The sequence below is a fragment of the Rhizobium sp. 2YAF20 genome, assembly GCF_052114685.1.
GTDB lineage: Bacteria > Pseudomonadota > Alphaproteobacteria > Rhizobiales > Rhizobiaceae > Rhizobium.
The window spans coordinates 94515-120154 of the sequence record NZ_JBFRFF010000014.1 but is presented as its reverse complement, the minus strand read 5'-3'; the positions used below and the strand labels follow the sequence as shown (position 1 = coordinate 120154).

The following is a 25640-nucleotide window of genomic DNA, read 5'->3' as shown; positions in this document are numbered from 1 at the left end:
TATCCTAAATTGGCGCCAATTTTGGTAACTATGTAGTGCAGGCGACTTCGAAATACCATGAAAAGTTCAGTGGCTATCTGGGACATCATCGACGCGAAGCGCGAAATATTTTTCGGGCTTAGCGATCGCATCTGGGACATGCCTGAGACAAACTACGAGGAGTTCCGCTCGTCGTCAGAACATGCCACCCTGCTTGAGCAGGAAGGTTTCAGGGTCCAGCGCAACCTCGCCGGATTGCCGACAGCCGTCATGGGCGAGGCTGGCGAAGGTGGTCCGGTGATTGCCATCCTCGGGGAATTCGATGCCTTGCCCGGTTTAAGCCAGGAAGCCGGCGTCGCCGAGGAGCGCCCGGTCGCAGCCGGCGGTAACGGACATGGTTGCGGACACAACCTGCTCGGCTCTGGTTCGATGCTGGCCGCGGCCGCAGTCAAGGACTACCTTGCCGCGAACGGCCTCAAGGGGCGGGTTCGCTATTATGGCTGCCCGGCCGAGGAAGGCGGATCCTCGAAGGGCTTCATGGTGCGGGCCGGGGTCTTCGACGATGTCGACATCGCCATCTCCTGGCATCCCGCCGCCTTCGCCGGCGTCAACAATCCGATCTCGCTTGCCTGCAACGAGATGAATTTCCATTTCAGCGGTCGTGCATCGCATGCATCAGCGACACCGCATTTGGGCAGAAGCGCGCTCGATGCCGTCGAATTGATGAATGTCGGGGTCAACTACATGCGCGAACACATGCCGTCGACGGCACGTGTTCATTACGCGATCACCGACGCTGGCGGCGCGGCTCCGAATGTGGTGCAGGCGCGGGCAACCGTACGTTATCTGGTGCGCGCCCGTAGCCTGCCTGAACTGCTGGGCCTTGTCGCAAGGGTCAAAAAAGTCGCCGAAGGGGCGGCGCTGATGACCGAAACCACTGTGCGAAGCGAAATCATCAGCGGCGATGCAAATCTCATCGGCAACGTCCCGCTGGAAGAACTCATGTTCGCCCACCTCGAACGTCTTGGACCACCATCCTTCGACAGAGCCGATCACGAGATCGCCGCGAAATTCCAGGAGACTTACTCGAAAGAGGACATCGCCGCCTCGTATGGCCGTTTTGGACTGACCCCGAAAAAGGGGCAGGCCCTATGCGACACGATCTTTCCGCTCAACGCCGGCGACGGCACATTGGTCGGCTCGACCGACGTCGGCACCGTTAGCTGGGTTGTCCCGACGGTTCAGATGCGCGGCGCGACTTACGCAATCGGCACGCCAGGCCATTCGTGGCAACTGGTCGCACAGGGGAAGCTGCCGGCCGCCCACAAAGGCATGGAGCATGCGGCAAAGGTCATGGCGAGCACCGCCATCGACCTGATCGGCAACCCCGCCCTGATCGAAGCGGCCAAGGCGGATCATGAGGCCCGCCTCGACGGCGTTCCCTTCGTCAATCCCATTCCGGACGACGTAGATCCTCCGCTTCCGGGGAAACGTCATGATTGAAGCCGGTACGCCTTCACCTGACACAGACCGGCTAATGGCCCACATCCGCGAATTCGCGAGGCGGGTGAAGCTATCCGGAACGCCCGAGGAGCTTGAAAGCTTCCAGTATCTGCGGTCTGAGATGAAGTCCTACGGTTATCGCACCGAGCTTGTCTCCCACGATGCGTTCATCAGCCTGCCTGGTCGGGCCAAGGTCGAGGTTAATGGCGTTTCCTTGCGCTGCATCACACATTCGATGTCGGCATCGAGCCCGACAGGTGGATTGATGGCTGCGCTCGTTCATGTTGGCGAAGGCACCGAAGCGGAGTTTTCGCGGCTTGATGTCGCCGGAAAAATTGCCCTGGTCGAAGGCATAGCGACGGAAGAAGTCGCAGCCCTTGCCAGTGCCGCCGGCGCTCTCGGCCAACTGCACATCAGCCCCACCGAACACCTCTACGAAATGTGCGTATCGCCGGTCTGGGGCAGCCCGTCGCAATATACCCGCGCCCAACTTCCAACCACGGTCGTCTGCACGATCTCCCATGATGACGGCGATCAGTTGCGCCGTCACCTGACCGCAGGCCGAGAGGTCCGGGTAAGAATGGAAGCCGAAGTTGACACCAACTGGCGAAAGACACCGTTACTGGTCGCGGATCTTGGGCCGCCGACCGACCAGGACGACGCGCCGTTCGTGATGTTCTCCGGTCACCACGACACCTGGCATTTTGGCGTGATGGACAATGGCGGGGCCAACGCGACCATGCTCGAGGCCGCAAGACTACTCGCTGCGCAACGGTCCGAATGGAAGCGCGGCTTGCGCGTTTGCTTCTGGTCCGGCCACTCCCACGGCCGCTATTCCGGCTCGGCGTGGTATGCCGACGAATATTTCGACGAACTCGACAGGCGGTGCGTCGCCCACGTCAACGTCGATTCTACTGGCGCGAAAGGTGCCACAGTCCTCACCAACTCCGGCGTCACCGACGAGCTGAAATCAGTGGCGGCTGAAGCGATCGAGGCGGTATCCGGGCAGAAGCATGCAGGTCGGCGGCACGGGCGCGCCGCCGACCAGTCCTTCTGGGGCGTCGGCATTCCCTCGATGTTCGGCAGTCTCAGCCACCAGCCGCCGTCGCCTGTTAAGATGCTGACAGCCCTTGGATGGTGGTGGCACACGCCGCATGACACGATCGACCACATCGACCCCGAAAACCTGACGCGCGACACGCGCATTGTCCTGCGGGTGCTGCAACGCCTGCTGAAATCGCCCGTCCTGCCATACGACTATGCGGCATATACCGTTGCCCTCGGCGATCAGCTCATGAAGCTGAGCGAACAACTGGCCGATCGGCTGGATATTGGCAGGCTGATCGCCGCTACCAGAGAGCTTGAACAGCTATTAATCTCGGTACTTGACATGCAGGCGGCTTCTTCGGTCGAGGCGGCCGATCGCGTGAACGCGGCCCTGATGCGCGCGTCGCGCTGGCTGGTCCCACTCAACTATACAAGCGGGGAGCGCTTTCACCACGACCCGGCCTTGCCGAACGTGCCCTGGCCCTCGCTCGCGGGCATGTGGGAACTGGCGCAGCTGCCGGCAGGCTCGGCCGATGTCGCCTTCTACACGGTGCACGCACGACAGACGCGCAACCGCGTTGCGCACGCGCTCAGAGAGGCAAACACCGCACTAAAGGCGGCCCTCGACTAGATCAAATTCAAAAGGGCGGACAACGCCCAATCCAATCCGCCGCCAGCGATGCGGCACCACAGGGGAATAACCGATTATGAAGAACAAGCTATTTCTGGCAGCGTTTGCCACGACACTCGCTTTCGCGCCGATTGCTGCCAGCGCCAAGGACTGGACCCATGTCAACGTCGGCATCGAAGGCGCCTTCCCGCCCTGGAACCTGATGGATTCGAGCGGCAAGCTCGCCGGCCTCGACGTCGATCTCATCAACGATCTCTGCGCGCGCGCCAAGGTCGACTGCGAACTGATCGCCGGCGACTGGTCGGGCATGATCCCTGGCCTCAATGCCGGCAAATATGATCTGATCATGACGCTTGGGATCAACGAGAAGCGCAAGCAGGTCGTCGACTTCACGGTCCCGTACGCCAGCGGCGTCGCGAGCTTCCTGCTGCTGAAGAGCGGAACCGTTGCGGATCTACCGAAAACCGGAGAAAGGCTGAACCTCAATGACAATTCAGCGGCCGATCCGATCATGGCAAAGATTGGCGAGGAGCTGAAGGGCAAGACCGTTGGCGTGGTGCAATCGACCAGCCAGGAGCAACTGATCAACGCCTACTACGGCACCAACGTCACCGTCCGGTCCTACCAGAATTCCGCTGCCCGCGATCTCGATCTGAAAGCGGGACGCATCGATGCCGGTTTCGACAGCGGCGTCTACGCGACCACGGCGCTCGCCAAGGCCGGCAACGAGGATATTGAAATGTCCGGTCCGCTGTTGAAGGGCGCAATGCTGGCAACGGAGGTCGCGATCGGCATGCGAAAGGGCGAGCCAGATCTCAAGGCAAAATTCGACGCAGCGATCAAAGGCGCCGCCAAGGCCGGCGTCATCAAGTCACTTTCGGAAAAGTGGAGCAAGCTCGACTTGACGCCAAGTTTTGAAACGAACTGAAAACAATAGCCGGACGACAGGATCTTTCCGAACTCAGGATGTGCACCATGCCGCTTCTAACTAGCGCTCCTCGTTGCGGCCGCAGATCGGCGGGACGATGAACCAACCCGGGCTTCTCGACCTCTTGAGCTTTGGTCCCGAGGGCTGGGCACGCGCCCTGCTCGCCGGAGCGTGGATGACCGTCCTGATCGCGATCAACGGCTATCTGATCGGCGGTGTGATCGGCACATTGGGCGCCTGGGCAAAGCTATCCGGTGGCCAAACGCTTCGCGTCGTCGCAGATGCCTATACGACCGTCTTGCGTGGCATCCCGGACCTTCTCGTCATCTATCTGCTCTACTTCGGAGGAAGCGCCGCCGTAACATCGGTCGGCAGGCTGTTCGGCGCGGAGGGCTTCATCGGCTTTCCTGGTTTTCTTGCGGGTTCGCTCGCAATCGGGATCACTTCGGGCGCGCAACATACCGAAGTCTTTCGCGGCGCCTTCAGGGCGGTTCATCCGGGCGAGATCGAGGCGGCAATCGCCTGCGGCATGCCACGATGGCTTCGCTTCCGCCGCATCATCGCACCGCTTACGCTTCGTCATGCGCTTCCGGGCCTTGGCAATGTCTGGCAAGTGGTCTTGAAGGAATCAGCACTGGTCTCGATTACCGGCGTTGCCGAACTGTTGCGCCAGGCACAGGTGGGGGCCGGCTCAACCGGCCTTCCATTCGACTTCTACCTGATCGCCGCCGTAATCTATCTCGGAATCTCAAGCATATCAGGCGGCGTACTGCGCCAGGCCGAGCGGCGCTTCAGCCGCGGCGTCAGGAGGGGCTGATGGACTGGGAATTCACCAGGGAGACCTTCCTCAGTCTGGTCGCGGCTGTTCCGCTGACGCTTTCGCTCGCCGCAACGTCGACGGTCCTCGGCGCCTTCTTCGCTCTTCTTCTGGCGCTATCGCGGCTTTCGGGCATCGTTGTTCTCAATTGGACTGCCCGTTTCTATGTCTTCGTCTTTCGAGGCACGCCGCTGCTGGTGCAGGTATTCCTGATCTACTATGGCCTGAGTCAGTTTCCGGCCGTGAGACACGGCGTGCTCTGGCCGGTATTTCGCCAACCCTACTGGTGCGCCGTTGTCGCACTGACGCTAAACACCGCTGCCTATGCAAGCGAGATCATTCGCGGAGGGCTGATGTCCGTGCCGCACGGCCAGGTGGAGGCGGCCCGCTCGGCCGGTATGTCCCGTTTCATGTTGTTTCGCCGTATCGTCCTGCCGCTCGCGATCCGACAGGCATTGCCGGGCTATGGCAATGAGATGATCTCGATGGTCAAGGCGACGTCGCTCGCCTCGATCATCACGCTGATGGAAATCACCGGCGTCGCCGCCAAGATCATTTCGGAAACCTATCGCGCCATCGAGGTGTTCGTCGTCGCCGGTGCCATATATCTCGCCATTAACTTCCTCCTCACCCGCCTTGTCCAACTCGTCGAATACTGGCTGAGCCCGCATCTGCGCCAACCGCCGCAGGGGGTTTTGGCCGTCACGAAAGGAGATGCCTCTTGAACTCCCCGATCTCGCATGCCCGGCCAGCGCTCAGCGTGAAAGACCTGCATAAGAGCTTCGGACCTGTCGAGGTCCTGAAGGGCATATCGCTCGATGCGAAAGAGGGCGACGTCATTTCGATCCTCGGGTCCTCCGGTTCCGGCAAGTCGACCTTCCTGCGCTGCATCAACCTGCTGGAGACGCCCGACACTGGGGAGATCGCGGTTGCGGGCGAGACGATCCGCATGCAGACGGCAAAGGGCGGCAGCCGGCCGTCCGATCGGCGCCAGGTAGACCGCATCCGCGCCAGCCTCAGCATGGTGTTCCAGAGCTTCAATCTCTGGACGCACAAGACCGTGCTCGAGAACATCATCGAAGCGCCCATCCATGTCCAGCGCCGACCTCGCGCAGAGTGCATCGAAGAGGCAGAGGCGCTGCTTGCCAAGGTCGGCATCGCCGAAAAGCGCAATCATTATCCCGCGCATTTGTCCGGCGGCCAGCAGCAGCGCGCCGCGATTGCCCGTGCGCTGGCAATGCGGCCCAAGGTGATGCTGTTCGACGAGCCGACATCTGCGCTCGATCCGGAATTGGTCGGGGAAGTGCTGCGCGTCATGCGGGCGCTGGCCGAGGAGGGACGCACGATGCTCGTCGTCACCCATGAAATGGGTTTCGCACGGGATGTCTCGAACCGGGTGATGTTCCTGCATAAAGGCGTCGTCGAGGAAGACGGCAGGCCGCATGACGTGTTCGCCAACTCGAAATCCGAGCGCTTTCGCCGGTTCATCACGAAGTAGTCACATCGTTTCATATGCAACAAGGGGAATAATCGAATGAAGCATCTAACCGCATTGCTAAAAATACTCAGCTTCCTGACGCTCGCCTTTGCATCCGTTGCAGCGCACGCCGTTGACAAGAAGTGGACCCATGTCACCATCGCGACCGAAGGCGAGTTCCGTCCGTGGAACTTCACCAAGGCCGACGGCACGCTGGACGGATATGAGATCGACCTCATTAAATATCTCTGCGCCCACATGAAGGTAGAATGCACCACCGTCGTGCAGTCCTTCGACGGCATGATCCCTGCCCTCAATGCCGGCAAGTTCGACGCGATCATTTCAGGCATGTCGGCCACGCCAAAACGCGAGGAAGTCATCGCCTTCAGTGAATCCTATGGCACCACCGGCCAAACCTTCGCCACCCTGAACTCAGGCGCCCTTGCACAGCTGCCGCTGAAAGGCGAAGTCTTTTCGCTGGCAAGCGACGAGGCCGGTGCTGCTGAAGCAGTGAAGAAACTGGCCCCTATGCTGAAGGGCAAAACGATCGGCGTTCAGGGCTCGTCGATCGCCGCCGCATTCCTCGACAAATATCTGAAGGACATCGCCACCATCCAGGAATACAAGACGACCGAGCAGCACGACCTCGACCTCAAGGCCGGCCGTGTCGATCTCATCATGGCATCGACCGCTTATCTTTCGACGGCAGCAGCCAAGCCTGGCAACGAGGATATGGTTTTAACCGGCCCACGCTTCCAGGGCGGTCTTCTAGGACGCGGTAGCTCGGTCGGCCTGCGAAAGAGCGACACGGAATTGAAGGCCAGGTTCAACGAGGCAATCGCATCCGCAAAGGCCGATGGCACGATCAAGGCTCTCTCCGACAAGTGGTTCGGCTTCGACGTGACGCCGCGTTGATATTTCCCCGGCACGATCACTAAATGTCGCCGGGATCGATCGAACCGGGCCATGATTTCGACCGCGTGGCCCGGTTCGACTTGCATTCGTTCTGCCTTCTGCAAGCCCGCCGTCAAAGCGAAACCGTTGCTCTGAAGTTCTCAAGGGTGGCGGGGCACTGGAGCAGAATACCGGCTGGCGCTTCCTTTGATCGCCACCCCGATTTCACGCCGCACCCGCGAGGGGCCTTTTCGTTTGTGTTTTCGAGGACGCTGCTCAAGCAAATGGCTAGGTCTCGCGCCCGCCCCCCCGACCTCCTTTTCGGCTTTGTAGAATTTGTTTTCGCGGCGCGTACCAAAGAGCCTCAACGTCTCCAGATGCTCGCGCTGAGCCCGATAAAAGGCTGTGAAGAAAAGCAGCTGTTGGCCGGGCTTGACGGCGTCCCGATACACAAATTTCCTGACAATGGTTCGTACGATCTGTACGATCTCCTCATTGTTTGAGCTTTTTGTCGGGTCGCGAAGCACGTCTTCAAGCTTCTGCAACTCGTACTTCCCATACACATCGAGATGCTCCGGGCTCAAGGGCCGTGTTGCCGGTTTCGGGAGAGAGCCTGACGCCGTCGCGGTCGTGCCCGGCTTCCTGCCGGTGATCGGCTGTCGGCGATACAGAAAAGCACAGTTTGTGGGTCTTATGACGGTTTGCCTGCCGGACGATGGTCCGGTTGAAAAAACTCGGCAACTAGTCCGGCCAAGCGTGGTGGACTTTTGGTCAGTTACCCAGAAAGACATAGTCAGCGCCATAGGGCTCCAGATGCAGCATACCGGGCATATTGCACGATCCGCTGAAGACGCCACCCTTCGTATCGAGCCGCAGGACCGTGGTGACTTTGTCGAGCTCACCCTTCCCCCACTTCCCGGCAACGTTCAGCCTTAGCAGAGCGATGTCATTCGATGTTGCGCCTGGCGCTTGGGCATCCACCTTGCCGACAACGGCGCCACCGGAGGCTAGCTCCCAGCTTGGACCCGCAAAGTGGCGCCCGACGGTCTTGCCGTCCTTCAAGAGAGTGGCAAGCGGCTCGCGGAATTGCCACTTCGAGCCCCCGGCGGGATCCACCTTGCATTCGTAGATCTGGACCCCTTCGGCATGCAACTTCAACAGTTCCACTTTCCCGTCCGCCGAGATGGCAGCGGGCAGGTCGGCAGCGAAAGCACCGGCTCCCGCCGCCATCGCGGCTAGCACCAGGCCCGCAACTAGCGGCGCGCGCTGGGCGCGAAAGGAGTGAGCCGGGTAGAATATCGGATCGTTCATAGGCCACCTTGCTAAATTGCCGGCGCCTCACACGGGCCGGCATCATGTTGTGAACGGTGGCCCCTGAATTTTATTCATGTGACCGTTGAAGTTTTTCCAAGAACGCCACGTTCGCTTGGACCTTAGTTTGAGAGACAAGGGGCAAGGCCCGAAAGACCCGCCCCTTGCGCGCAAACACCAATGCTAGCGGTCAGTAGCTGCTCGAGCCAGAGCTTGCCTGCGGCACTGCTGCTTTCTGTTGTTGTGTGAACAGCACCTGGGCACGGATCTCGCCGTTGGGGTTCGCCGCAGTGTGAAGATTGAGATATGTCTTGCCGGCGAGAATAGCCTGGCCGGTCTTGGCATCGACCTTGGCCGACCCCGTCATGCCGCTCTTAAAGGCGCCCTTGATCGGAACAAGCACGCCGGCATTCTCGCCAACGGATGCCGGGCAATGGAAATGCGCAGCCGTTACCGGGCCGGTGAGACCGGACCACGTGATTTTATAGGAAAGCTTCCGGATGGCCGTATCATAGCTTCCCCAGACCTTGCCCTTTCCCTTCGAGATTGCGGCACCTTCCGCTGTGAGCGTCCCCGAGAATTTTTTCACCTCGGCGTGGGCCAGATTGCTGAAGCCGAGCACGGCAGCAAGTGTCAGAGGGAGTGCGAAACGAATATTGCGGTTCATGGAGTTTACCTTTTGCGTTCGAATTGAAATGCGATCGGTCAACGATCGATCCTCGGATTTATTCGGGGCACTTCGGCAAATGGCCGCGTTTGCAATACCACGGCTGCCATCTGCCTATTGGCGGGCGATCGGCTTCCTCCTGTGGTACGGATCCCTGCACATAAGCGGAATCAAACTAAGAACCCATAAGTCGGTCGGAATGGGCGAAACTTTGCCAGCTTCACGAATAAGAATCGACGAGGGCACTTTGATTTCTTCTGCCGGTTGGAAGTGATTTGGAAGTCGATCGGTTCGGGTTAAGCGTATGAGCATCCGACTGGCCTCACAGTCCCCTCAAGTCAAATAACGCTCAAACCAGGCGATGGTCCTTGTCCAAGCAAGCTTGGCCGCAGCCTCGTCGTAACGGGGCGTCGAATCGTTGTGAAAGCCGTGGTTCACACCGGGATAGACGAATGCCTCGTAAACCTTTCCCGATTGCTTGAGCGCGGCTTCATACGCCGGCCAGCCGGACGTAATGCCGGTATCCAGGCCGGCATAGTGGAGCAGCAGTGGCGCCTTGATGCGCGGCACGTCTTCCGTTCGCGGCTGCCGCCCGTAAAACGGCACAGCCGCGCTCAGTTCCGGATAAGCCACCGCCGCCGCGTTGGCGACGCCGCCACCATAGCAAAAGCCAGTGATGCCGACCTTGCCGGTGGTCGTATCGTGGTGCATAAGGAAGTCGACCGCCGCAAAGAAGTCGTTCATCAACCTTTCGGGGTCGATCTGTTGCTGCAGGTCCTTGCCCTTCTCATCATTGCCCGGATAGCCGCCAACGGAGCTCAGGCCGTCGGGTGCAAGTGACAAGAATCCGGCCTTTGCCACGCGCCGTGCCACATCCTCGATGTAAGGGTTCAGCCCCCTATTTTCGTGGACGACGACCACGGCCGGCACCTTGCCCTTGGCGTTGACCGGGCGAACCATATACGCACGTACATTGCCGTTGCCCTTTGGCGACGGGTAGGTGATGTACTCCGCAAGAATATCCGGGTCAGTGAATTCGACCTGCTGTGCGAGCGCGTAATCGGGGCTCATGGAAGCCAGGATTGCCGCAGCCGTCAGGCCTCCAACAGCAAACTTGGCGGCGCGGTCGAGAAACTCACGCTTGGTGATCTTCCCATGGGCATAGTAATCGTAGAGTTCCAGCAGCTCTGGCTGAAAGTCCTTCGCGGTGAGACGGGTCATCGAAGACTCCCTTGGCGTCGCGTTGCTTGACCATTGAGATGAATTCACAACTTCGAAAGTCAATGGAGGAACTGGCGATCTCCGGTCTGGAGCCAGACGCAGAGCGGATCCCGAGCGTGGGAAAGTGTTCGACTCTTGTTACACACAGCCCAATTCGTAACCCCATATTTCAGCCTGGCAATCTCGTCGCGGCCGGTCAGTGATCCTGCCGTGAACTTACCGCTATGAACGAACCAATGCGACCCCACTATCAGCTCTTGAAATTTTGCACTTGACCTTCCAGTTGCTGGAAGGTTCATACGGGCATCTACGGGGCCATGGTGTCCGCTGGAGTTTCAATGACATTGCATCACGAACACGACCATCATTCTTCCCACGAGCACGAATCCGGGACGACAATCGTGCGCGATCCGGTTTGTGGCATGACCGTCGATCCCGATGGTGACAAGCCCTCATTGAATTATCGTGGCCGCGTTTTTCACTTCTGCTGCGAAGGTTGCCGTAGCAAGTTCGAGGCGAAGCCGGACGACTATCTGAGCGCAAAGGACCTGGTTTGCGGCATGAATGTGGATCGGGCATCCGCTGCGCACTTACTGCGTCAGGACGGCGAGAAATTCTATTTCTGCTCGGCCGGTTGCAAAGCCAAATTCGAGGCCAGCCCAGCGGCCTATCACGCCGGCAACCAACCGGTATCGCGTCCGCTGGCGAAGGGCACGCAATATACCTGCCCGATGCATCCTGAAGTCATCAGCGACCGTCCCGGCGATTGCCCGAAATGCGGAATGGCATTGGAGCCAATGGGCGTGCCGGATCCGCACGAAGGGCCTAACCGCGAGTTGATCGACTTCACGCGGCGGCTGTGGATCAGCGCCGGTCTGGCCATACCGCTTCTCATCCTCAGCATGGGACCGATGATGGGCCTGCCGCTGCGCGATTGGATCGGCGAACCGTTCTCCACCTGGATCGAGCTCCTGCTTGCCACGCCTGTCGTGCTCTGGGCCGCGCAGCCGTTCTTTCGTCGAGCCTGGAATTCGGTCGTCAACCGCAGCCCGAACATGTGGACGCTGATCGGTCTCGGTGTCGGCACTGCCTATCTCTACAGCCTCGCGGCCATTGTTGCGCCCGGCCTTTTCCCGGAAGGGTTTCGTGTTCACGGCCATATGATCCCGGTCTATTTCGAAGCTGCGGCGGTGATCGTTGCGCTGATATTCGTCGGCCAGGTGCTTGAATTGAAGGCGCGCGAGCAGACAGGATCGGCGATACGCGCTCTGTTGGATCTCGTCCCGAAGACCACGCGCCGCATCGAGGCCGATGGTAGCGAGATTGACGTACCTGTAGACACGGTCGAGGTCGGCAATCGCCTGAGAGTTCGTCCCGGAGAGCGTATCCCCGTCGATGGTTCGGTTGTCGAGGGCCGTTCGGCAGTCGATCAATCGATGCTTTCAGGCGAGCCGTTGCCGGTCGACAAGGCAGAAGGCGACGCCGTCATCGGTGGCACAATCAACCGCAACGGCACGTTGGTGATGGTCGCCGAGAAGGTCGGCGCGGATACGATGCTGGCGCATATCGTCGACATGGTCGCCAAGGCGCAGCGCTCGCGGGCGCCTATCCAGGGCATGGCAGATCGCGTGTCTGCCGTTTTTGTGCCAGCCGTGATGTCGATCGCGATCTCCACTTTCGTGATCTGGGCATTCGTTGGTCCAGAACCCCGGCTGGCGCACGGACTGCTTGCTGCGGTCTCTGTGCTTATCATCGCCTGCCCTTGCGCACTTGGGCTCGCTACCCCGATGTCGATCATGATCGCCACGGGACGGGGTGCCCAGCAAGGCGTCCTGATCCGCGAGGCGCAGGCGCTGGAACGCCTTGCCAAAGTCGACACGCTGATCGTCGACAAGACCGGGACATTAACGGAAGGCAAACCGGCTTTGACCGATGTCCTGCCAGCAGCAGGCGTCAACGAAGGGCGGATGCTGTCGCTTGCCGCCAGCCTCGAGCGCGGTTCCGAGCATCCGTTGGCCGAAGCGATCGTGAGTGGAGCCAGAGGCCGCAGCGTCGATCTCGTTGAGATCTCGGGCTTCGAAGCCGAGGCTGGCAAGGGGGTGCGAGGGCAAGCTGGAAACATCGCGATTGCTCTTGGCAATGCTGCAATGATGGTTGATCTCGGCATCGACGTGGGCCCGATGAGGCAAGAGACCGAGCGGCTTCGCGAGGACGGCAAGACTGTGATGTTTGTCGCTCTCGACGGCAAGCTGGCGGGCATTGTCGCCGTCGCGGATCGTATCAAGCCAACCACGGCGCAAGCGATCGCGGCGCTACGCCGAAGCGGGCTCCAAATTATCATGGCAACCGGGGACAATGCGGTGACGGCGCGCGCGGTGGCAAGGAGCCTTGGCATCGATGATGTCCGTGCCGACGCGCTCCCGGAAGACAAGAAAATGCTGATGGATGACATGCGTCGACGCGGCAGGATCGTCGCCATGGCCGGCGACGGCGTCAATGACGCCCCCGTCCTTGCTGCTGCCGACGTCGGCATCGCAATGGGAACAGGTGCGGACGTGGCGATGGAAAGTGCCGGGATCACCCTGGTGAAAGGCGATCTCGACGGTATCGTCCGCGCTCGCCATCTCTCCGAGGTGACGATCCGCAACATCAAACAGAACCTCGGCTTCGCATTCGGCTACAATGTTCTCGGCATTCCGCTTGCCGCGGGCGTCCTCTATCCGGCCTTCGGCCTTTTGCTTTCGCCGATGATTGCGGCGGCGGCGATGAGCCTTTCCTCGGTCTCCGTCATCGCCAATGCGTTGCGGCTGCGGTTCGTCAAGCTATAGGAGATGACGATGAATATCGGCGAAGCTGCGGATCGGTCGAGACTGCCGGCCAAGACCATCCGCTACTACGAGGAGATCGGCTTGATACGTCCCGATCGCGGTGAGAACGGCTATCGCGACTATGGGGACAAGGACGTCCACAAGCTGCGCTTCCTGCACCGCTCGCGCGGTCTCGGCTTTTCCGTCGAGGAGTGCCGGCAATTGCTGGCCCTCTATGAGGACAAAAGCCGCGCCAGCGCCGACGTGCGCGATATCGCCTCTTCCAAACTGAACGAGATAGAACGTAAGATCCGCGAGCTTGTGGAACTCAAGCGCACGCTTGAACACCTTGTCCATGCCTGCCACGGCAACGATCGTCCGGACTGTCCCATCCTGGAGGAATTGGCGGAAGGCTCGTTGGTCTAGAGCCTACCAGACGCCGACATGAAGGGCGGCAGCCTCTTTGCAGAGCACCGGTCCGATAACCTCGACCTTGCGCTGACCCGCCTCGAAGACAACCCGGCACGGCAGATCGAGCGTCGGGTTTTCAGGGTGGTTGCCGGTGATTTCCTTAAGCTGGCTTTCGCTCAAGGCATAGACGACACGACCAACGCCAGCCCAGTAGATGGCGCCGGCGCACATGGCGCAAGGTTCAGCAGATATGTAGATGGTGCAATCCCTTAGGAAGCTCGGCTCATAGTGTTGTGAAGCACGCGTCATCAGGACGCGTTCGGCATGGCCGGTCATGTCGTGAAGCGGATTATAGGCGTTTTCCTGCTCCATCAGCACGGTTCCGCCAGGCCCGACGAGGATGGCGCCGAACGGATGATTGCCGTTGCGATGGGCGCGGGCGGCTACCTCGAAGGCGTGCCGCAGCAAAGTCTCTTCTTGAGGCGTCAGTTCGCTGCCATCGGTCATTTGCCAGGTTCCACCGTTGATCGAATCGCAAAATGGCTGATCGAAAGTCAGGTGGCAAGCGCGGCGCGTCGGCTTTCAACCGCAGAACGCTTTGGCAATTCATCGACGAAGTCGAGGCCGATGTCGAGTATCGGGGCGCTATGCGTGATCCAGCCGATGGAAATGAGATCGACGCCCGAGGTGGCGACCGCGACCGCCGTTGACGGCGTGATCCCGCCCGACGCCTCGGTCATCGCCCGGCCCGCGACGATCCCGACTGCCTGACGCAGCTGATCCGGCGTCATATTGTCCAGAAGCACGGCATCAACGCCGGTTGCCATCGCTTCGCCGAGCTGCTCCAGCGTGTCAACCTCGACTTCGATCTTGACCATGTGGCCGGTGCTCTTGCGGGCGCGCCGGATCGCTTCCGCCACGCCACCGGCGATCGCAATATGATTGTCCTTGATCAGGATCGCGTCGCAGAGCGCAAACCTGTGATTGGCCCCGCCTCCGGCGCGAACGGCATACTTTTCCAGGGCGCGCAGGCCAGGCGTTGTCTTGCGCGTGCAGGCAATCGCGGCTTTTGTGCCTCTGACAGCGTCCACGATGCCAGCCGTCACGGTTGCGATGCCGGAGAGATGGCTGAGGAAATTCAATGCGGTGCGCTCGCCGGTTATGATGCCGCGCGAAGGCCCTTGGACGGTTGCGATGACGTCGCCGGGACGGACGGCGGCTCCGTCCTGCAAATGCCGTTCGATCACAATTGCCGGGTCGACAAGCAGGAACGCCAATGCCGCCGCATCAAGACCGGCAACCACGCCAGCCTGACGAGCGGTAAGAGCGACGGTCGAGCGATGGTCCTCGGGGATGACGGCTGCCGATGTAATATCGCCAGCAAGGCCAAGATCTTCCAGAAGTGCTGAGCGCACGATCGGCTCTATGATCAGGCGGGGCAAGGGTACGATTGTCATATCAGGCGCTCCTGGCAAGAGAGTGAGGCAACAGTGACCGAGCGACGTCGAACACTTCGAACGCCGTCAGGATTTGCCGGCGGGCGAAGGGCAGCTTCGCGGCAAAATCGGTTCTCGCATGGGCGCCGCGCGATTCTTCTCTGAGCTTGGCAAAGACTGCGATCATCAGCGCAACAAGAGCGGGATCGGAGGCCGGCAGTCTGCCCTCCGCCATCGGCAGAAGCGCTTCCATGGCCGCCTGGAGGCCGTCCCCATCCCGCAGGATGTTGAGGTATCGGGACACGATCGGCCGGACGGCGGATGCATCTGATGGCACGGGCGACGGCTCGCTTGCCAGTCGCGGTTGCGATCTCGCCGGGATGGCGGCGACATCTCGCGCTGCCCGCAAAGCCATCACGGCCGCTTCGAGCAGGGAATTGCTGGCGAGACGGTTGGCGCCGTGCAGGCCCGTCGAGGCCGCCTCGCCGGCAACCCAGAGGCCGGGCACCGAACTGCGGCCCCTTTCGTCGGTCGCAACACCTCCCATGTGGTAGTGCGCGGCAGGCCGCACAGGAATTAGATCCACCGCAGGGTCGATGCCGATTGCTCGGCAGAGCGCATCGATCCCCGGAAAACGAGTGCTGAAGCGAGCGCCGACGGCTCTTCTGGCATCAAGAAAGACTTTGCCGCCACGGGCAATTTCGGCGGTGATCGCCCGGGCCACGACGTCGCGCGGCGCAAGTTCCGCACCGGGAAAATCGGCCATGAAGCGCTCGCTTCTCTCATTTACGAGTGTCGCCCCCTCGCCCCGCACCGCCTCGCTCACAAGCGCCAGCGGTCGCTGCGTCGTTGAGAGGGCGGTCGGGTGAAACTGGACGAATTCCATATCCGCCAGCCTTGCTCCGGCCCACGCGGCAAGCGCCAATCCCTGGCCCCAATTTGGAGCCGGATTGGTCGTCGCGTCATATAGGCCGCCGATTCCACCCGTCGCAAGAACCACGCGCGTCGTCGGCAGGATTGCCGCCCGCCCGGCCGTTTCAAAGAGTACGCCGGCTATCACGCCGCCGTCCCGCAACACCAGCCGCTTCACCTCGGCGCCCGTCAGAACGGTGATGGATGCAGTCCTCGCCACCGCCTGGCACAGCGCACGGACGATTTCGGCGCCCGAGCCGTCACCCCTTGCGTGAACGATGCGGCTGCGCGTATGCGCCGCTTCCAGCCCGAGCGCCAAGCCTCCGTCGGCGCGCCTGTCGAAACGGACGCCCATGGCTTCCAGCGCCGCAATGGCAGACGGTGCTTCCCTGACGATCCCTGCGGCAACTCGTGGGTCGCACAGCCCATCGCCCGCTGCAAGCGTGTCGGCGAGATGAAGGTCGGCGCTGTCGTCAGCACCTAGGCTTGCAGCGATGCCGCCCTGGGCCCAGGCGCTCGACGTACCTTCGCCGATAGCCGACCGGGTCAGCAGGACGACCGGTTCCGGCGCCAGCGCCAGCGCCGTCATCAAGCCGGCAACACCGCTGCCGATGACAGCCACCCGGCCTGAAAGCTCGTCGAGTATCTCGGTAATCATATCGCCAGCATCCTTTCGACCGCTCGGCGGGCGGCGAGCGCGATCGTCGGATCGATGGTGACTTCGTGCTGGTTTTGCTCAAGCGCCATGCGGATGTTTGAAAGGTCGATGCGCTTCATGTGCGGGCACAGGTTGCAGGGCCGAATAAACTCGATATCGGGATAGTGAACCGCCACGTTGTCGCTCATCGAACATTCAGTCAGCAGCACCACACGGGCGGGGCGCTTCTTCGCGACATAATCGGACATGACCGCGGTCGATCCGGCAAAGTCGGCTTCGGCCACGACCTCGGGAGGGCATTCGGGATGGGCGAGAACCGTCACACCAGGATGGTTTTCCCGGAGCTGGCGCACGTCCTCGGCGGTGAACAGCTCGTGCACCTCGCAGTGGCCGTGCCATGCAATGACTTCGACGCTGGTCTCGCGGGCAACGTTGCGCGCCAGATACTCGTCCGGGATCATCAGGACACGCGGAACCCCCAGCGATTCCACCACCTGCTTTGCGTTGCCCGAGGTGCAGCAAATGTCGGACGCCGCTTTCACTGCCGCCGATGTGTTGACGTAGGTGATGACCGGCACGCCGGGATGAGCCTTACGCAGCAAGGCGATGTCCTCAGGCATGATGGAATCGGCAAGCGAACAACCGGCGCGCAAGTCAGGAATAAGGACGGTCTTTTCCGGGTTCAGAAGCTTGGCGGTTTCGGCCATGAAGTGAACGCCCGCAAGGACGATCACGTCCGCATCGACCTCGGCGGCCTTGCGCGCAAGCGCCAGACTGTCGCCAACGATATCCGCGACGCAGTGAAATATCTCCGGCGTCTGGTAGTTATGGGCAAGGATGACGGCATTGCGCCGCCGCTTGAGATCGATGATCGCCTCGACGTCGTCCTCAAAAGTTAGCCATTCCGCCTTCGGAACAACGCGGCTTACTCGCTCATAAAGAGATGCAGCAGACTGCATGGCCTTATCTCCATTCATTTATACTCAACATGAGCATATCATGAAGGCAAAGATATTCTCAGATTGAGTATATTGTCAATCGCGCGATAGCGGTAATTTCGTTCCAACGAGTGCGCGTTCTTCCAGGACAACGTGCCGGAAGCGGAAAAGCTTGGCGGGGCGGCCGCCGGTATCGCTCTCCATGTCGCCCGTCTCCTCGACCAGCTCCTGCTGCTCGATCAGGCGGCGAAAATTCTGCTTGTGAAGTCTCAACCCGGCGAGCGCTTCGACGGCGCGCTGCAGGGCGAGCAATGTGAAGCATTCGGGCATGAGTTCGAAAACGACGGGGCGATACTTGATCTTGGCGCGCAGTCTTGCAATGCCCGTTGCCAGAATGCGGCGGTGATCGGCAAACATCGGTCGTCCAAGGTTGATCTCCCCAGGACATCCCGCCTCGGCAACCAACTCGGCCTCGTACAGCAGCTCGTAACGTTGCAGAACGAAGTCTTCGTTCCACGCTGCTCCGTCGAGGCCAAAGGCAAGCGCTGCCCTGCGGATGCGGTCCCCCCGACGTGTTGGATCGATCTCCGCCCAGGCCTTGAGCCGCGCGGCTATATCGCCGATCGCGTCGGGGATTCCCTGGCGGTGGTCCTCCCACGGAAGATATTCATACCAGTCGTGCCAGCCCGATCCGGGCGCTGCCTGCTCGCGAACCAGCCCGAGATAGCTGATGGAGATGGTTCTGCCGCCGAGAATCTCATTGTTGCGGTCGCGATCGGCAAATGTGTAGAGCTGTTCCAGATATCCGACCGGATGGGCGGTCTGCTCCTTGATCCACTCGCGCAGGCCGGTCTGCAGGGTGCGGTGGCCCATTTCAAAGGGTCCGGAAGGCAGGGCATCACCCTGGCGAACCGTCATGAAACGTGGTCGGTCGCCCGTGACCGCAATGATCACGCCAATCAATTCCGCATGTGCAAGACCGATCGTCACAGAAGCTGCCAAATCCCCTTATGGAGTTGTCATGCTTTCTGACATAGCCAAGGCGCAAAGCCAACGAACAGATGCGGTAAGAAATACCTGATTAGCAGCTATTTGATCTCACAAGGCGCCGACCACCAGCGCGAGGACAAATCCGAATGCGCAAACCACGGATGCGACTTCGATGCAGCTGTTGAGCACCGGCAGCAGGGACGATCGGGTGTCCTGTTGGTTGATCGATCTATAGGTTACATAGGCCATGGCGACCTCCTAATACCAGGACAGCGGCGTCGGCTGCCAATAGAAGGCTTCGTCTTCGATGAGCGACTGCAACCGCTCCTCGCCGATGTCATAGACCCTCCCCTGGCTCTCGACGAAGTCGCGCGAGAGCGGCAACGATTCCGACAATGCGGAGTAACGAAAAAGCACCGAATTGGTCACCAGTTGTCTCAATTCATTCAACACGGAAGGCTCCTTCTTCGAGACTGCCATTCTCGACACAGCGAACAAAATAGTCAATATAGTCTACACAATTAGTATTCTATCAACGAAAGCCGAGCGAGCAGGCTGTGCTCATTCGAGTACAATGCAGCGGATATTTTTCCCGCCAAGAGTTTGATGCCTACGCGGGAAGATATCTCCTGGCGCGGTTTTCGACATTGGCCTTGAGGCCATCGAGAAGTGCGTAGCCACCTGCCCAGCGGCCGTAGCCACTGGCGATGTTGATGTGCCCGGCAAGCCCGAGGTTTCGAACATCGCTTTTCCATAGCCGCCCGTAGGTCATCAACAGATCGATCGGCATGTAGGGATCGTTGAGGCTGCCGACCGTGATCGTCGGGAACGGCAGCGGCGCGTGCGGCATTTCGCGAAAATCCATGACTCCAGGATGCAGCCCCTCGGTTGCCCTGAGATCGCAAGGGGCGACCAGCAGTGCTGCCTTGACCCTTCTCGCGGCCGGCCGGCCCGCCAGAAGAGCGGTGAGGAGACAGCCGAGGCTATGAGCCACCAGAAATGCTTCTCCCGCCCGCTCCAATTCGATCTCGAGCGTGTCCAGCCAGCCCGCCTGGCGTGGATGGGTCCAGCTCTCCTGCTGGACTATATGGCTTGTCGGATCATCACGCGCCCAGAACCGCTGCCAATGACCGTCATTCGACCCGTTCAAACCAGGAATGATGAGCGTTGGAACCATCAGGCGACCCTGCCAGCAACACGGAATAGAATGGTCACAAGATAATCTAGTAAATCGCTAGATTAAAGCAACGGCAGTTCAACCATCCCTTCCGTATTGAAAAAAGCGACCCGACGACCCCGGATTGCGATGTCTCAAGCCATCATCATGTCGATGCCTTTATGAGCAATGATCATTGCGCGTGCCTTTGTGTTCGCGCTGACAATCGCCGGCATGATCGAACAGTCAAGGACGCGCAGGCCTTGAACACCGAACATAAGAAGCGCCTAGTCCACGACGCCGCGCCATCCGGTGTTCAACGGACGGGGCGGCCTTGAACTCCCGGACAATCTTCGCGCCGGCTGCAAAGGGCTTATTCTGGCGCCGGACTGCATCGACCATGCGGTATGCGTTTACGTGTCCTATCGCGGCGGATTGGAAGCGGAGGCTGAAAATTTCTATCGCGCCATGCTTCCCGCTGCTGTATTTACCATGCAGGGTATCGAGAATCTCCTGTGTTGCGGTAAGAGGCCCTTCGGCGCGAGCAGGTATTCCTATCTATGACAGGGCGCCAGCGCTCCGTCCCACGCAGACGGGGCTGGAGATTATCCAACGTTTCGCAAACCAACTGGGGCTTTGAGAGCCTGATCGGCGCCTGGGGCGCCGGAATAATCTTTGGCCACATCGACGTCAGATGGCTTTACATATAGGCATATGTGTAGATGCGGATTATACGACCTGACCGAGAGTACGATTGAGGGTGACTGCTGTTGGAAATGTTTGGATCGAACGGTGCTCTTAAGGCTTTTGCATCAGGTGACCGGGGATTGCCGGCGCAGATCGCTGCCGAAATCGGTCGCCGGATTACACTTGGCGAATTGAAGCCCGGCAGTGTCCTGCCGAAAGAGTCCGAGATGCTGCAGAACCTTCGCGTCAGCCGCACGACATTGCGCGAAGCGTTGAAGATCCTCGAGACCAAGGGTTTCATCAGCGCCAAGCCGCGAGCCGGGACGAGGGTCCGGCCGCCGGAATTCTGGAATACGCTTGATCCGATCGTGCTTTCCTGGCAGGGCCACGCAGACGATCAGGAGGGCTTGGTTCAAGAGCTTTTCGAGATACGGCTGGCAATCGAGCCGTTGGCGGCAAGCCTTGCAGCCTTGCGAGGGTCCGATCTCGAACATCTGCAAATTCGTGCCGCATTCGACGCGATGGCGGTCGAGCATGCAAGCGAGCATGAGGCCATGGAAACCGATATCAATTTTCATCTTCAGATTATTCGTGCGGCTCACAACAGGTTCCTGTTGCCGGTTTCCTCGGTCATCCGCGCTGCGCTGACGATCAGCATCCCCAAAACCTTCAAAGCCTTCGGTGGGATGCAACACTCGCTCGCCATGCATGAGGCGATCGCCGTGGCAATCGGCAAACGCGACGCCACCGCTGCGGCAAAGGCGGCCGAGACGCTGCTGAGCGCGACATATGAACGGAATTTCGGTTCTATCGGGCGCTAGACCTAAGCAAAGATTGGTCTCGACGCTCTGTTAAGCTTAAATACAAGCAATAAAGGGACGAATTACATTAAATATAAGTAATATATTCTCACTTGCGCATTTCGGCCAAATTATGGCGGCTATCCCAAGTATAAATTATCAATATTTAATGTGACATGGCGCTTTCGGGCGATTATTACGGATAGTGAAGTTTAATACTTGGGTCAGCTCTCATCCGGGACAGCTGCGAAGTCAAAACTTACGATCCGAACCATCGCCGGCGAGACAGATGGACGTTTGATCGATGCTTCCGATCTCGCCAGGACCATTGCCATGTCATCCATTCTCCAAAAGCACCGCACGGCCGCACTCGTCGGCGCCGCCTTGATAGTTGGGGCCGCATCGCTGCCATTTGCCCTCGATACATCTTCTGCCCACGCCTCGGCGGCGTCTGATGCCGTTGCCGGCGTCGTTGCGCCGCACGGCTCCTTCGCGCCGATCGTTAGCGCCGACAAACCTGCCGTCGTCACCATCACCACCACAATGAAGGCATCTGACGCAGGCTCCGACGACAACGGCTCACCCTTGGACGATCAGTTCCGTCAGTTCTTCCAAAATCACGGTCGGATGCCGCAGCAGGCGCCTGAAGGCAGGTCTTCGCCACACCCCAAGGCGCTGGGCTCCGGCTTCGTCATCAGCGCCGACGGCGTCATTGTCACCAACAACCATGTCATCCAAGGGGCCAGCGACATCAAGGTGACATTGGACGACGGCACCGAGCTGCCGGCAAAATTGCTCGGGGCCGACCCGAAATCAGATCTCGCCGTCATCAAGGTTCAATCGCCGAAGCCGCTGGCAACGATTGCCTGGGGCGATTCCGACAATCTCAAGCTTGGCGACCAAATTCTCGCGATCGGAAATCCATTCGGGATTGGCACGACCGTCACCGCCGGCATCGTCTCGGCCCGGGGTCGCGACCTGCACAGTGGCCCCTATGACGATTTCATCCAAATCGACGCGCCGATCAATCACGGCAACTCTGGTGGTCCGCTTGTCGATAGTAGCGGCGCCGTGGTTGGGATCAACACGGCGATCTACTCCCCGAACGGCGGCAGCGTCGGCGTCGGTTTCGCCATACCTTCCGATCAGGCAAAGGCGATTGTCGCAAAGCTCGAAAAGAACGGATCGATCGACCACGGTTTCCTCGGCGTGCAGATCCAGCCGGTAACGTCTGATGTTGCCGACGCAGTCGGCTTGAGCCATCCCGAAGGCGCGCTTGTCGCCGAGGTCAGCGACGGCACCCCGGCAGCCGATGGAGGCGTGAAATCCGGCGACATCATCACCGGCCTTGGTGGCCAGGCCATCAAAGCGCCGCGAGATCTCACGCGCCTCGTGGCCGATCTTTCTCCAGGCAGCATGAAGAGCCTGACAGTCTGGCGCGACGGCAAGACGGTCGATCTCAGCGTCACGGTCGGTGGCAGCGACATCGGACAGAAGCAAGCGGCCGCAGGCGAAAACGGTCAGGCCCACGAGGCAAACCAGCCGTCCATCGGCATTGGTCTGGCCGACCTGACACCGGACGCAAGGCAATCGCTGAACCTACCGACGGGTGCGACCGGGGCAATTGTGGCCAGCGTCAATCCGGACAAGCCCGCTGCCGCGTCGGGCATTCAGCCAGGCGACATCATCGTCTCGGTCAACCAGCAGCCAACCAGGAGTGCCAAGGACGTCCAGACCGCTGTAGCAGCGGCTGGAAAGTCCGGCCGCAAATCGGTTCTCCTGCTTGTCGAGCGCGCCGGAACCAAAACCTTCGTTGCGGTGCCCTTCGCTGCCGCATGAAATTGCCGCACAATCTCTTTCCGCCCGGCCTCTTTACGCCGGGCGGATGTCTATCGCAGATTATTTCGGCAAGATCACCTTCGCCAGAAACACGCTGATCAAATCAGCGACCTGTCGGTGGATCACATCCCGCCCCCGCGTTCCGCCATCTTTGCACACGATACCGTCGCCAGGGGTGTCTTCCTCGATCAAGGCAATAGCGCCGGCCTTGCAGAGTTGCATGAAGCTGAAATGCATGGCGTCGGAAATTTCAACATAACTCGATGTAGCGGCTGGCAGATTTGCAGCAAGGTATCCGGACTCCAGCCTTGCCGGCATGTCACCAATGTCGGCGCCCGCGCCGATCACCAATATCGGCACGCGCATGGCTTCAAGGCTTTCAGGCGTAAAGCCTCGGGCCAGGCCGAGGTCAAGCGACACGATTGCTCCAATCCTGGGGTCGGCCAGATCGGTATCCAATTTGCCCTTGTTGCTCGGCACGATCCCAAGCTCCGCAGAAAGGCCACAAGCGCGCGGGCTCGCATGCGCCTTGCAGTCCGCGATGAAGCGATCAGTATCGAAACGAGCGCCGGCCAAGGCTGCGACCGTCCAGCCGCCGAGAGAATGGCCGATCGCCGCGATGCGGTCCTGTTGGATACGACCCGCCAACGCATCATCCGCCGTCAGCGCGTCGATCACACGGCTGAGGTCGTGGGGGCGCTCCCAAAGCTTTGCCGCCTCTCCTGCGCTTCTATCGAACGTCGTTGTGCCTGGATGATCGGGCGCGGCAACGACATAGCCTTGGCGGACGAGTTCACCTGCAAGCCAACTGAGATTTCGCCAACTTCCGCCATAACCGTGGGACAGCACGACAAGTGGGTGCGGTTCGGCGATCGGCTCGGCATTCCCAGTGGAGGGTACACCGTAAAAGACCCGGTTTTCGCCATTCGGTACTGCTGGAGCATCATCCTTGGTTGGATACCACATGGCGACGTGGAGCGACCTGTCGCCAAAGGGATCCGGCAGTTCGATCTCCCGGAAGCCGATGGCGTCCGCGGCATTTGCAGTGGTTGTGATGAGCATGGAAAGAAGAAAGATCGAAATAACGCGCATATGATGGGGCCTCTCAAGGCGATTGAATAGGCGTCCATTACCGCTCATCGACAGCTCCGGAGACCCAAAACACAATCGAGGACACGGATGCGTTGGAAACCAGCACGATATTTTCAAACGCTTGTGCGAGGCAACGACTTTCCCTGGTTTATTCTTGTCATGGTTGTATGTGTGGCTATTCAAATCTATTCGCTGTTCGATAGTCCGGGATCTTGAGGCCTGACGATAAACGGCCCCGCTTAGAAGCGCCGCGCCTCGCGACGGCGTCTAGTCTGATCTAGTCTACGAAGGAGAATGCATTCTCCGCTTGGTCCTTCACATTGATCCCCTTGGCGGCACCTGTGCTCGGTGCAATTGCTGCCTTGGCTCGAATGGAGCCCATCCATGACCAACCGTGTCCAGCATCTTGCGGCCGGCGTGGTATTTGCCGCGACGGCGACGGAGGTGCTGCCTGCTCTTTACTATATGGGTTCGACGCCTGCGATCCTCGTCGGCGGGTTTCTGGGGCTGACTGCGATGGTCGGCGTCAAGGGGATCGGCAAGCGATTTTCGGCATCCCGGTCGCTCATGGTTCTCGTCGCCGTCGATATCCTCATCGAGGGCATCGTCCTCGGCATCGACTTTGCCGCCGGCGAGGCGCAGGGGACCATTCTCGCCACCGCGCTGACGGCGGAAATCCTGTTTGTGGGCGAAATGCGACGGAAGAACTTCGCTCGGTGATAAAGTCGCGGTTTGCCGTGATTGCGGTGGTCGCGACAGGTGGAGCTCTGCTTCCGATCGGCGCCCTCTTTGGCGAAGCCGGTCCATCAGCTGCCGCCATTCTACCTGACAGCCAGCTTTGCCCTCACCTTGATCGCGCTCTCTATCTCGTCGCCGAGGAGATCCTGGTGGAAGCCCATCACGAGCCAGACACCCCTGTCGTGACCATCATGATCTTCGTCGGATTTCTGGGCCTATTGGCACTGGAAATACCGAATGGTTGAGGCGGTCGGGCCATCTGTCGAACGCGTTTCATCAAATTTTCGTGACGCTTTTGCGCCCATGGAACTTACGCTCGTTTGGTGTGTTTCGTCTGTCATTCAACTCTCTCTGTTCAGGAGAAGGCAGATGTTACCAAGAGTTCTCGCAATCGCGGTGCTTGTTTTCGGCATGGCGACGACGGCCATGGCGGGCGGCGCCCATACCACCCACTCGGTCGACACCTTCAAAGGCCCGCGCATCAAATCGGCGATAATGCAGGGCAGAGACACATCCAAGGATGCGATCCTGCCGGACGGAACGATCAATGTCGACCCGACGGTGACGGGAAGCGTATCGCCAAGCGCTGTGGACAGCAGCAATTGGACCGCCCACAGAATCCTGTGCGATTCCAGCCCGAACACGACTGAAATGACGTCGAACACCTACGATTCGGCTCTGCCGTCGGTCTGCCCGTGATG

Annotated in this window: 27 protein-coding genes and 1 pseudogene; 14 read left to right on the top strand and 14 right to left on the bottom strand. The window is 60.0% G+C overall.

The window, feature by feature from the left end; genetic code table 11:
- Positions 1-57: 57 nt before the first annotated feature.
- The 7 genes from AB4Z52_RS17840 to AB4Z52_RS17810 all read left to right on the top strand — a co-directional run bounded on the left by AB4Z52_RS17840 (position 58) and on the right by AB4Z52_RS17810 (position 7297).
- On the top strand, positions 58-1482 hold the full coding sequence (locus tag AB4Z52_RS17840) for a M20 family metallopeptidase (RefSeq protein ID WP_442219260.1): 1425 nt from the start codon (positions 58-60) through the stop codon (positions 1480-1482).
- Positions 1475-3160, top strand: a complete 1686-nt coding sequence (locus AB4Z52_RS17835; RefSeq protein WP_442219259.1) for a M28 family peptidase — start codon at positions 1475-1477, stop codon at positions 3158-3160. Before AB4Z52_RS17840 ends, AB4Z52_RS17835 begins: the two co-directional genes overlap by 8 nt.
- Before the next feature lie 76 nt (positions 3161-3236).
- Positions 3237-4088, top strand: coding sequence for a transporter substrate-binding domain-containing protein (locus tag AB4Z52_RS17830; RefSeq protein ID WP_442219258.1), 852 nt, complete (start codon positions 3237-3239; stop codon positions 4086-4088).
- A 97-nt stretch (positions 4089-4185) separates the two neighbouring features.
- Positions 4186-4905: an ABC transporter permease gene (locus tag AB4Z52_RS17825; RefSeq protein WP_442219257.1), complete on the top strand. Its 720-nt coding sequence runs from the start codon at positions 4186-4188 to the stop codon at positions 4903-4905.
- Positions 4905-5630: an ABC transporter permease gene (locus AB4Z52_RS17820; protein WP_442219256.1), complete on the top strand. Its 726-nt coding sequence runs from the start codon at positions 4905-4907 to the stop codon at positions 5628-5630. Before AB4Z52_RS17825 ends, AB4Z52_RS17820 begins: the two co-directional genes overlap by 1 nt.
- Positions 5627-6403 carry an ABC transporter ATP-binding protein gene (locus AB4Z52_RS17815; protein ID WP_442219255.1) on the top strand — a complete coding sequence of 259 codons (777 nt, stop codon included), beginning with the start codon at positions 5627-5629 and terminating at the stop codon, positions 6401-6403. Before AB4Z52_RS17820 ends, AB4Z52_RS17815 begins: the two co-directional genes overlap by 4 nt.
- A gap of 36 nt (positions 6404-6439) precedes the next feature.
- Complete coding sequence (locus tag AB4Z52_RS17810) at positions 6440-7297, top strand: transporter substrate-binding domain-containing protein (RefSeq protein ID WP_442219254.1); 858 nt, start codon at positions 6440-6442, stop codon at positions 7295-7297.
- Positions 7298-7602: 305 nt separating this feature from the next.
- On the opposite strand, the pseudogene AB4Z52_RS17805 reads toward AB4Z52_RS17810, so the two are convergent.
- The 4 genes and pseudogenes from AB4Z52_RS17805 to yghX form a co-directional block, all read right to left on the bottom strand.
- A pseudogene (locus AB4Z52_RS17805) lies at positions 7603-7854 on the bottom strand (RDD family protein); the annotation flags it as partial.
- 193 nt (positions 7855-8047) lie between these two features.
- Positions 8048-8587, bottom strand: a complete 540-nt coding sequence (locus AB4Z52_RS17800) for a DUF3455 domain-containing protein (protein ID WP_442219253.1) — start codon at positions 8585-8587, stop codon at positions 8048-8050.
- Between the two features lie 190 nt (positions 8588-8777).
- Positions 8778-9254: a CHRD domain-containing protein gene (locus AB4Z52_RS17795; RefSeq protein WP_442219252.1), complete on the bottom strand. Its 477-nt coding sequence runs from the start codon at positions 9252-9254 to the stop codon at positions 8778-8780.
- Positions 9255-9587: 333 nt separating this feature from the next.
- Positions 9588-10475 (bottom strand): YghX family hydrolase, encoded by an 888-nt coding sequence (yghX, locus tag AB4Z52_RS17790; RefSeq protein ID WP_442219278.1) that lies wholly within the window; start codon positions 10473-10475, stop codon positions 9588-9590.
- A 338-nt stretch (positions 10476-10813) separates the two neighbouring features.
- On the opposite strand from yghX, the gene AB4Z52_RS17785 reads away from it, so the two are divergent.
- Positions 10814-13303, top strand: coding sequence for a heavy metal translocating P-type ATPase (locus tag AB4Z52_RS17785; RefSeq protein WP_442219251.1), 2490 nt, complete (start codon positions 10814-10816; stop codon positions 13301-13303).
- A 9-nt stretch (positions 13304-13312) separates the two neighbouring features.
- Entirely contained in the window at positions 13313-13708 is a 396-nt protein-coding gene (gene cueR / locus AB4Z52_RS17780; RefSeq protein ID WP_442219250.1) for a Cu(I)-responsive transcriptional regulator, read from the top strand.
- 3 nt (positions 13709-13711) lie between these two features.
- On the opposite strand, the gene AB4Z52_RS17775 is transcribed toward cueR, so the two are convergent.
- The 9 genes from AB4Z52_RS17775 to AB4Z52_RS17735 form a co-directional block, all read right to left on the bottom strand.
- Positions 13712-14200 (bottom strand): nucleoside deaminase, encoded by a 489-nt coding sequence (locus AB4Z52_RS17775; protein ID WP_442219249.1) that lies wholly within the window; start codon positions 14198-14200, stop codon positions 13712-13714.
- 47 nt (positions 14201-14247) lie between these two features.
- Complete coding sequence (nadC, locus tag AB4Z52_RS17770) at positions 14248-15150, bottom strand: carboxylating nicotinate-nucleotide diphosphorylase (RefSeq protein WP_442219248.1); 903 nt, start codon at positions 15148-15150, stop codon at positions 14248-14250.
- Position 15151: 1 nt separating this feature from the next.
- Positions 15152-16696, bottom strand: coding sequence for an L-aspartate oxidase (locus AB4Z52_RS17765; RefSeq protein WP_442219277.1), 1545 nt, complete (start codon positions 16694-16696; stop codon positions 15152-15154).
- Positions 16696-17658 carry a quinolinate synthase NadA gene (gene nadA / locus AB4Z52_RS17760; protein ID WP_442219247.1) on the bottom strand — a complete coding sequence of 321 codons (963 nt, stop codon included), beginning with the start codon at positions 17656-17658 and terminating at the stop codon, positions 16696-16698. Before nadA ends, AB4Z52_RS17765 begins: the two co-directional genes overlap by 1 nt.
- A 75-nt stretch (positions 17659-17733) precedes the next feature.
- Positions 17734-18627 carry an NUDIX hydrolase gene (locus AB4Z52_RS17755; RefSeq protein WP_442219246.1) on the bottom strand — a complete coding sequence of 298 codons (894 nt, stop codon included), beginning with the start codon at positions 18625-18627 and terminating at the stop codon, positions 17734-17736.
- A 108-nt stretch (positions 18628-18735) separates the two neighbouring features.
- Positions 18736-18876, bottom strand: a complete 141-nt coding sequence (locus AB4Z52_RS17750) for a hypothetical protein (RefSeq protein WP_442219245.1) — start codon at positions 18874-18876, stop codon at positions 18736-18738.
- A 9-nt stretch (positions 18877-18885) separates the two neighbouring features.
- Positions 18886-19080 (bottom strand): hypothetical protein, encoded by a 195-nt coding sequence (locus AB4Z52_RS17745; protein ID WP_442219244.1) that lies wholly within the window; start codon positions 19078-19080, stop codon positions 18886-18888.
- 157 nt (positions 19081-19237) lie between these two features.
- Positions 19238-19804: an RBBP9/YdeN family alpha/beta hydrolase gene (locus tag AB4Z52_RS17740; RefSeq protein ID WP_442219243.1), complete on the bottom strand. Its 567-nt coding sequence runs from the start codon at positions 19802-19804 to the stop codon at positions 19238-19240.
- 134 nt (positions 19805-19938) lie between these two features.
- Entirely contained in the window at positions 19939-20061 is a 123-nt protein-coding gene (locus tag AB4Z52_RS17735) for a GMC oxidoreductase (RefSeq protein WP_442219242.1), read from the bottom strand.
- Between the two features lie 498 nt (positions 20062-20559).
- On the opposite strand from AB4Z52_RS17735, the gene AB4Z52_RS17730 reads away from it, so the two are divergent.
- The gene (locus tag AB4Z52_RS17730) at positions 20560-21291 is read left to right on the top strand and encodes a FadR/GntR family transcriptional regulator (protein ID WP_442219276.1); all 732 of its coding nucleotides are present in this window, start codon (positions 20560-20562) and stop codon (positions 21289-21291) included.
- A 312-nt stretch (positions 21292-21603) separates the two neighbouring features.
- The gene (locus AB4Z52_RS17725) at positions 21604-23109 is read left to right on the top strand and encodes a DegQ family serine endoprotease (protein ID WP_442219241.1); all 1506 of its coding nucleotides are present in this window, start codon (positions 21604-21606) and stop codon (positions 23107-23109) included.
- A 60-nt stretch (positions 23110-23169) separates the two neighbouring features.
- Here AB4Z52_RS17725 and AB4Z52_RS17720 read toward each other — a convergent pair whose 3' ends face one another.
- On the bottom strand, positions 23170-24249 hold the full coding sequence (locus tag AB4Z52_RS17720; RefSeq protein ID WP_442219240.1) for an alpha/beta hydrolase family protein: 1080 nt from the start codon (positions 24247-24249) through the stop codon (positions 23170-23172).
- Positions 24250-24585: 336 nt separating this feature from the next.
- Here AB4Z52_RS17720 and AB4Z52_RS17715 point away from each other — a divergent pair, with 336 nt between their 5' ends.
- From AB4Z52_RS17715 to AB4Z52_RS17705, 3 genes are all read left to right on the top strand, one after another.
- A complete protein-coding gene (locus AB4Z52_RS17715) occupies positions 24586-24921 on the top strand; it encodes a hypothetical protein (protein WP_442219239.1) in 336 nt (111 codons plus the stop codon).
- Positions 24918-25184, top strand: coding sequence for a hypothetical protein (locus AB4Z52_RS17710; RefSeq protein WP_442219238.1), 267 nt, complete (start codon positions 24918-24920; stop codon positions 25182-25184). The genes AB4Z52_RS17715 and AB4Z52_RS17710 overlap by 4 nt, the downstream gene beginning before the upstream one ends.
- A 124-nt stretch (positions 25185-25308) precedes the next feature.
- Positions 25309-25638: a hypothetical protein gene (locus tag AB4Z52_RS17705; protein WP_442219237.1), complete on the top strand. Its 330-nt coding sequence runs from the start codon at positions 25309-25311 to the stop codon at positions 25636-25638.
- Positions 25639-25640: the final 2 nt, after the last annotated feature.

Bases quoted from the DNA above. Each gene is read 5' to 3' on its own strand.
- AB4Z52_RS17800 (WP_442219253.1), bottom strand. From the start codon at position 8,587: ATGAACGATCCGATATTCTACCCGGCTCACTCCTTTCGCGCCCAGCGC.
- AB4Z52_RS17840 (WP_442219260.1), top strand. From the start codon at position 58: ATGAAAAGTTCAGTGGCTATCTGGGACATCATCGACGCGAAGCGCGAA.
- AB4Z52_RS17720 (WP_442219240.1), bottom strand. From the start codon at position 24,249: ATGAGCGGTAATGGACGCCTATTCAATCGCCTTGAGAGGCCCCATCAT.
- AB4Z52_RS17730 (WP_442219276.1), top strand. From the start codon at position 20,560: ATGTTTGGATCGAACGGTGCTCTTAAGGCTTTTGCATCAGGTGACCGG.
- AB4Z52_RS17785 (WP_442219251.1), top strand. From the start codon at position 10,814: ATGACATTGCATCACGAACACGACCATCATTCTTCCCACGAGCACGAA.
- AB4Z52_RS17750 (WP_442219245.1), bottom strand. From the start codon at position 18,876: ATGGCCTATGTAACCTATAGATCGATCAACCAACAGGACACCCGATCG.
- AB4Z52_RS17825 (WP_442219257.1), top strand. From the start codon at position 4,186: ATGAACCAACCCGGGCTTCTCGACCTCTTGAGCTTTGGTCCCGAGGGC.
- AB4Z52_RS17795 (WP_442219252.1), bottom strand. From the start codon at position 9,254: ATGAACCGCAATATTCGTTTCGCACTCCCTCTGACACTTGCTGCCGTG.
- AB4Z52_RS17715 (WP_442219239.1), top strand. From the start codon at position 24,586: ATGACCAACCGTGTCCAGCATCTTGCGGCCGGCGTGGTATTTGCCGCG.
- AB4Z52_RS17830 (WP_442219258.1), top strand. From the start codon at position 3,237: ATGAAGAACAAGCTATTTCTGGCAGCGTTTGCCACGACACTCGCTTTC.
- AB4Z52_RS17835 (WP_442219259.1), top strand. From the start codon at position 1,475: ATGATTGAAGCCGGTACGCCTTCACCTGACACAGACCGGCTAATGGCC.
- AB4Z52_RS17810 (WP_442219254.1), top strand. From the start codon at position 6,440: ATGAAGCATCTAACCGCATTGCTAAAAATACTCAGCTTCCTGACGCTC.
- nadA (WP_442219247.1), bottom strand. From the start codon at position 17,658: ATGCAGTCTGCTGCATCTCTTTATGAGCGAGTAAGCCGCGTTGTTCCG.
- AB4Z52_RS17775 (WP_442219249.1), bottom strand. From the start codon at position 14,200: ATGACCGATGGCAGCGAACTGACGCCTCAAGAAGAGACTTTGCTGCGG.
- AB4Z52_RS17705 (WP_442219237.1), top strand. From the start codon at position 25,309: ATGTTACCAAGAGTTCTCGCAATCGCGGTGCTTGTTTTCGGCATGGCG.
- cueR (WP_442219250.1), top strand. From the start codon at position 13,313: ATGAATATCGGCGAAGCTGCGGATCGGTCGAGACTGCCGGCCAAGACC.
- AB4Z52_RS17735 (WP_442219242.1), bottom strand. From the start codon at position 20,061: ATGTTCGGTGTTCAAGGCCTGCGCGTCCTTGACTGTTCGATCATGCCG.
- nadC (WP_442219248.1), bottom strand. From the start codon at position 15,150: ATGACAATCGTACCCTTGCCCCGCCTGATCATAGAGCCGATCGTGCGC.
- AB4Z52_RS17820 (WP_442219256.1), top strand. From the start codon at position 4,905: ATGGACTGGGAATTCACCAGGGAGACCTTCCTCAGTCTGGTCGCGGCT.
- yghX (WP_442219278.1), bottom strand. From the start codon at position 10,475: ATGACCCGTCTCACCGCGAAGGACTTTCAGCCAGAGCTGCTGGAACTC.
- AB4Z52_RS17725 (WP_442219241.1), top strand. From the start codon at position 21,604: ATGTCATCCATTCTCCAAAAGCACCGCACGGCCGCACTCGTCGGCGCC.
- AB4Z52_RS17740 (WP_442219243.1), bottom strand. From the start codon at position 19,804: ATGGTTCCAACGCTCATCATTCCTGGTTTGAACGGGTCGAATGACGGT.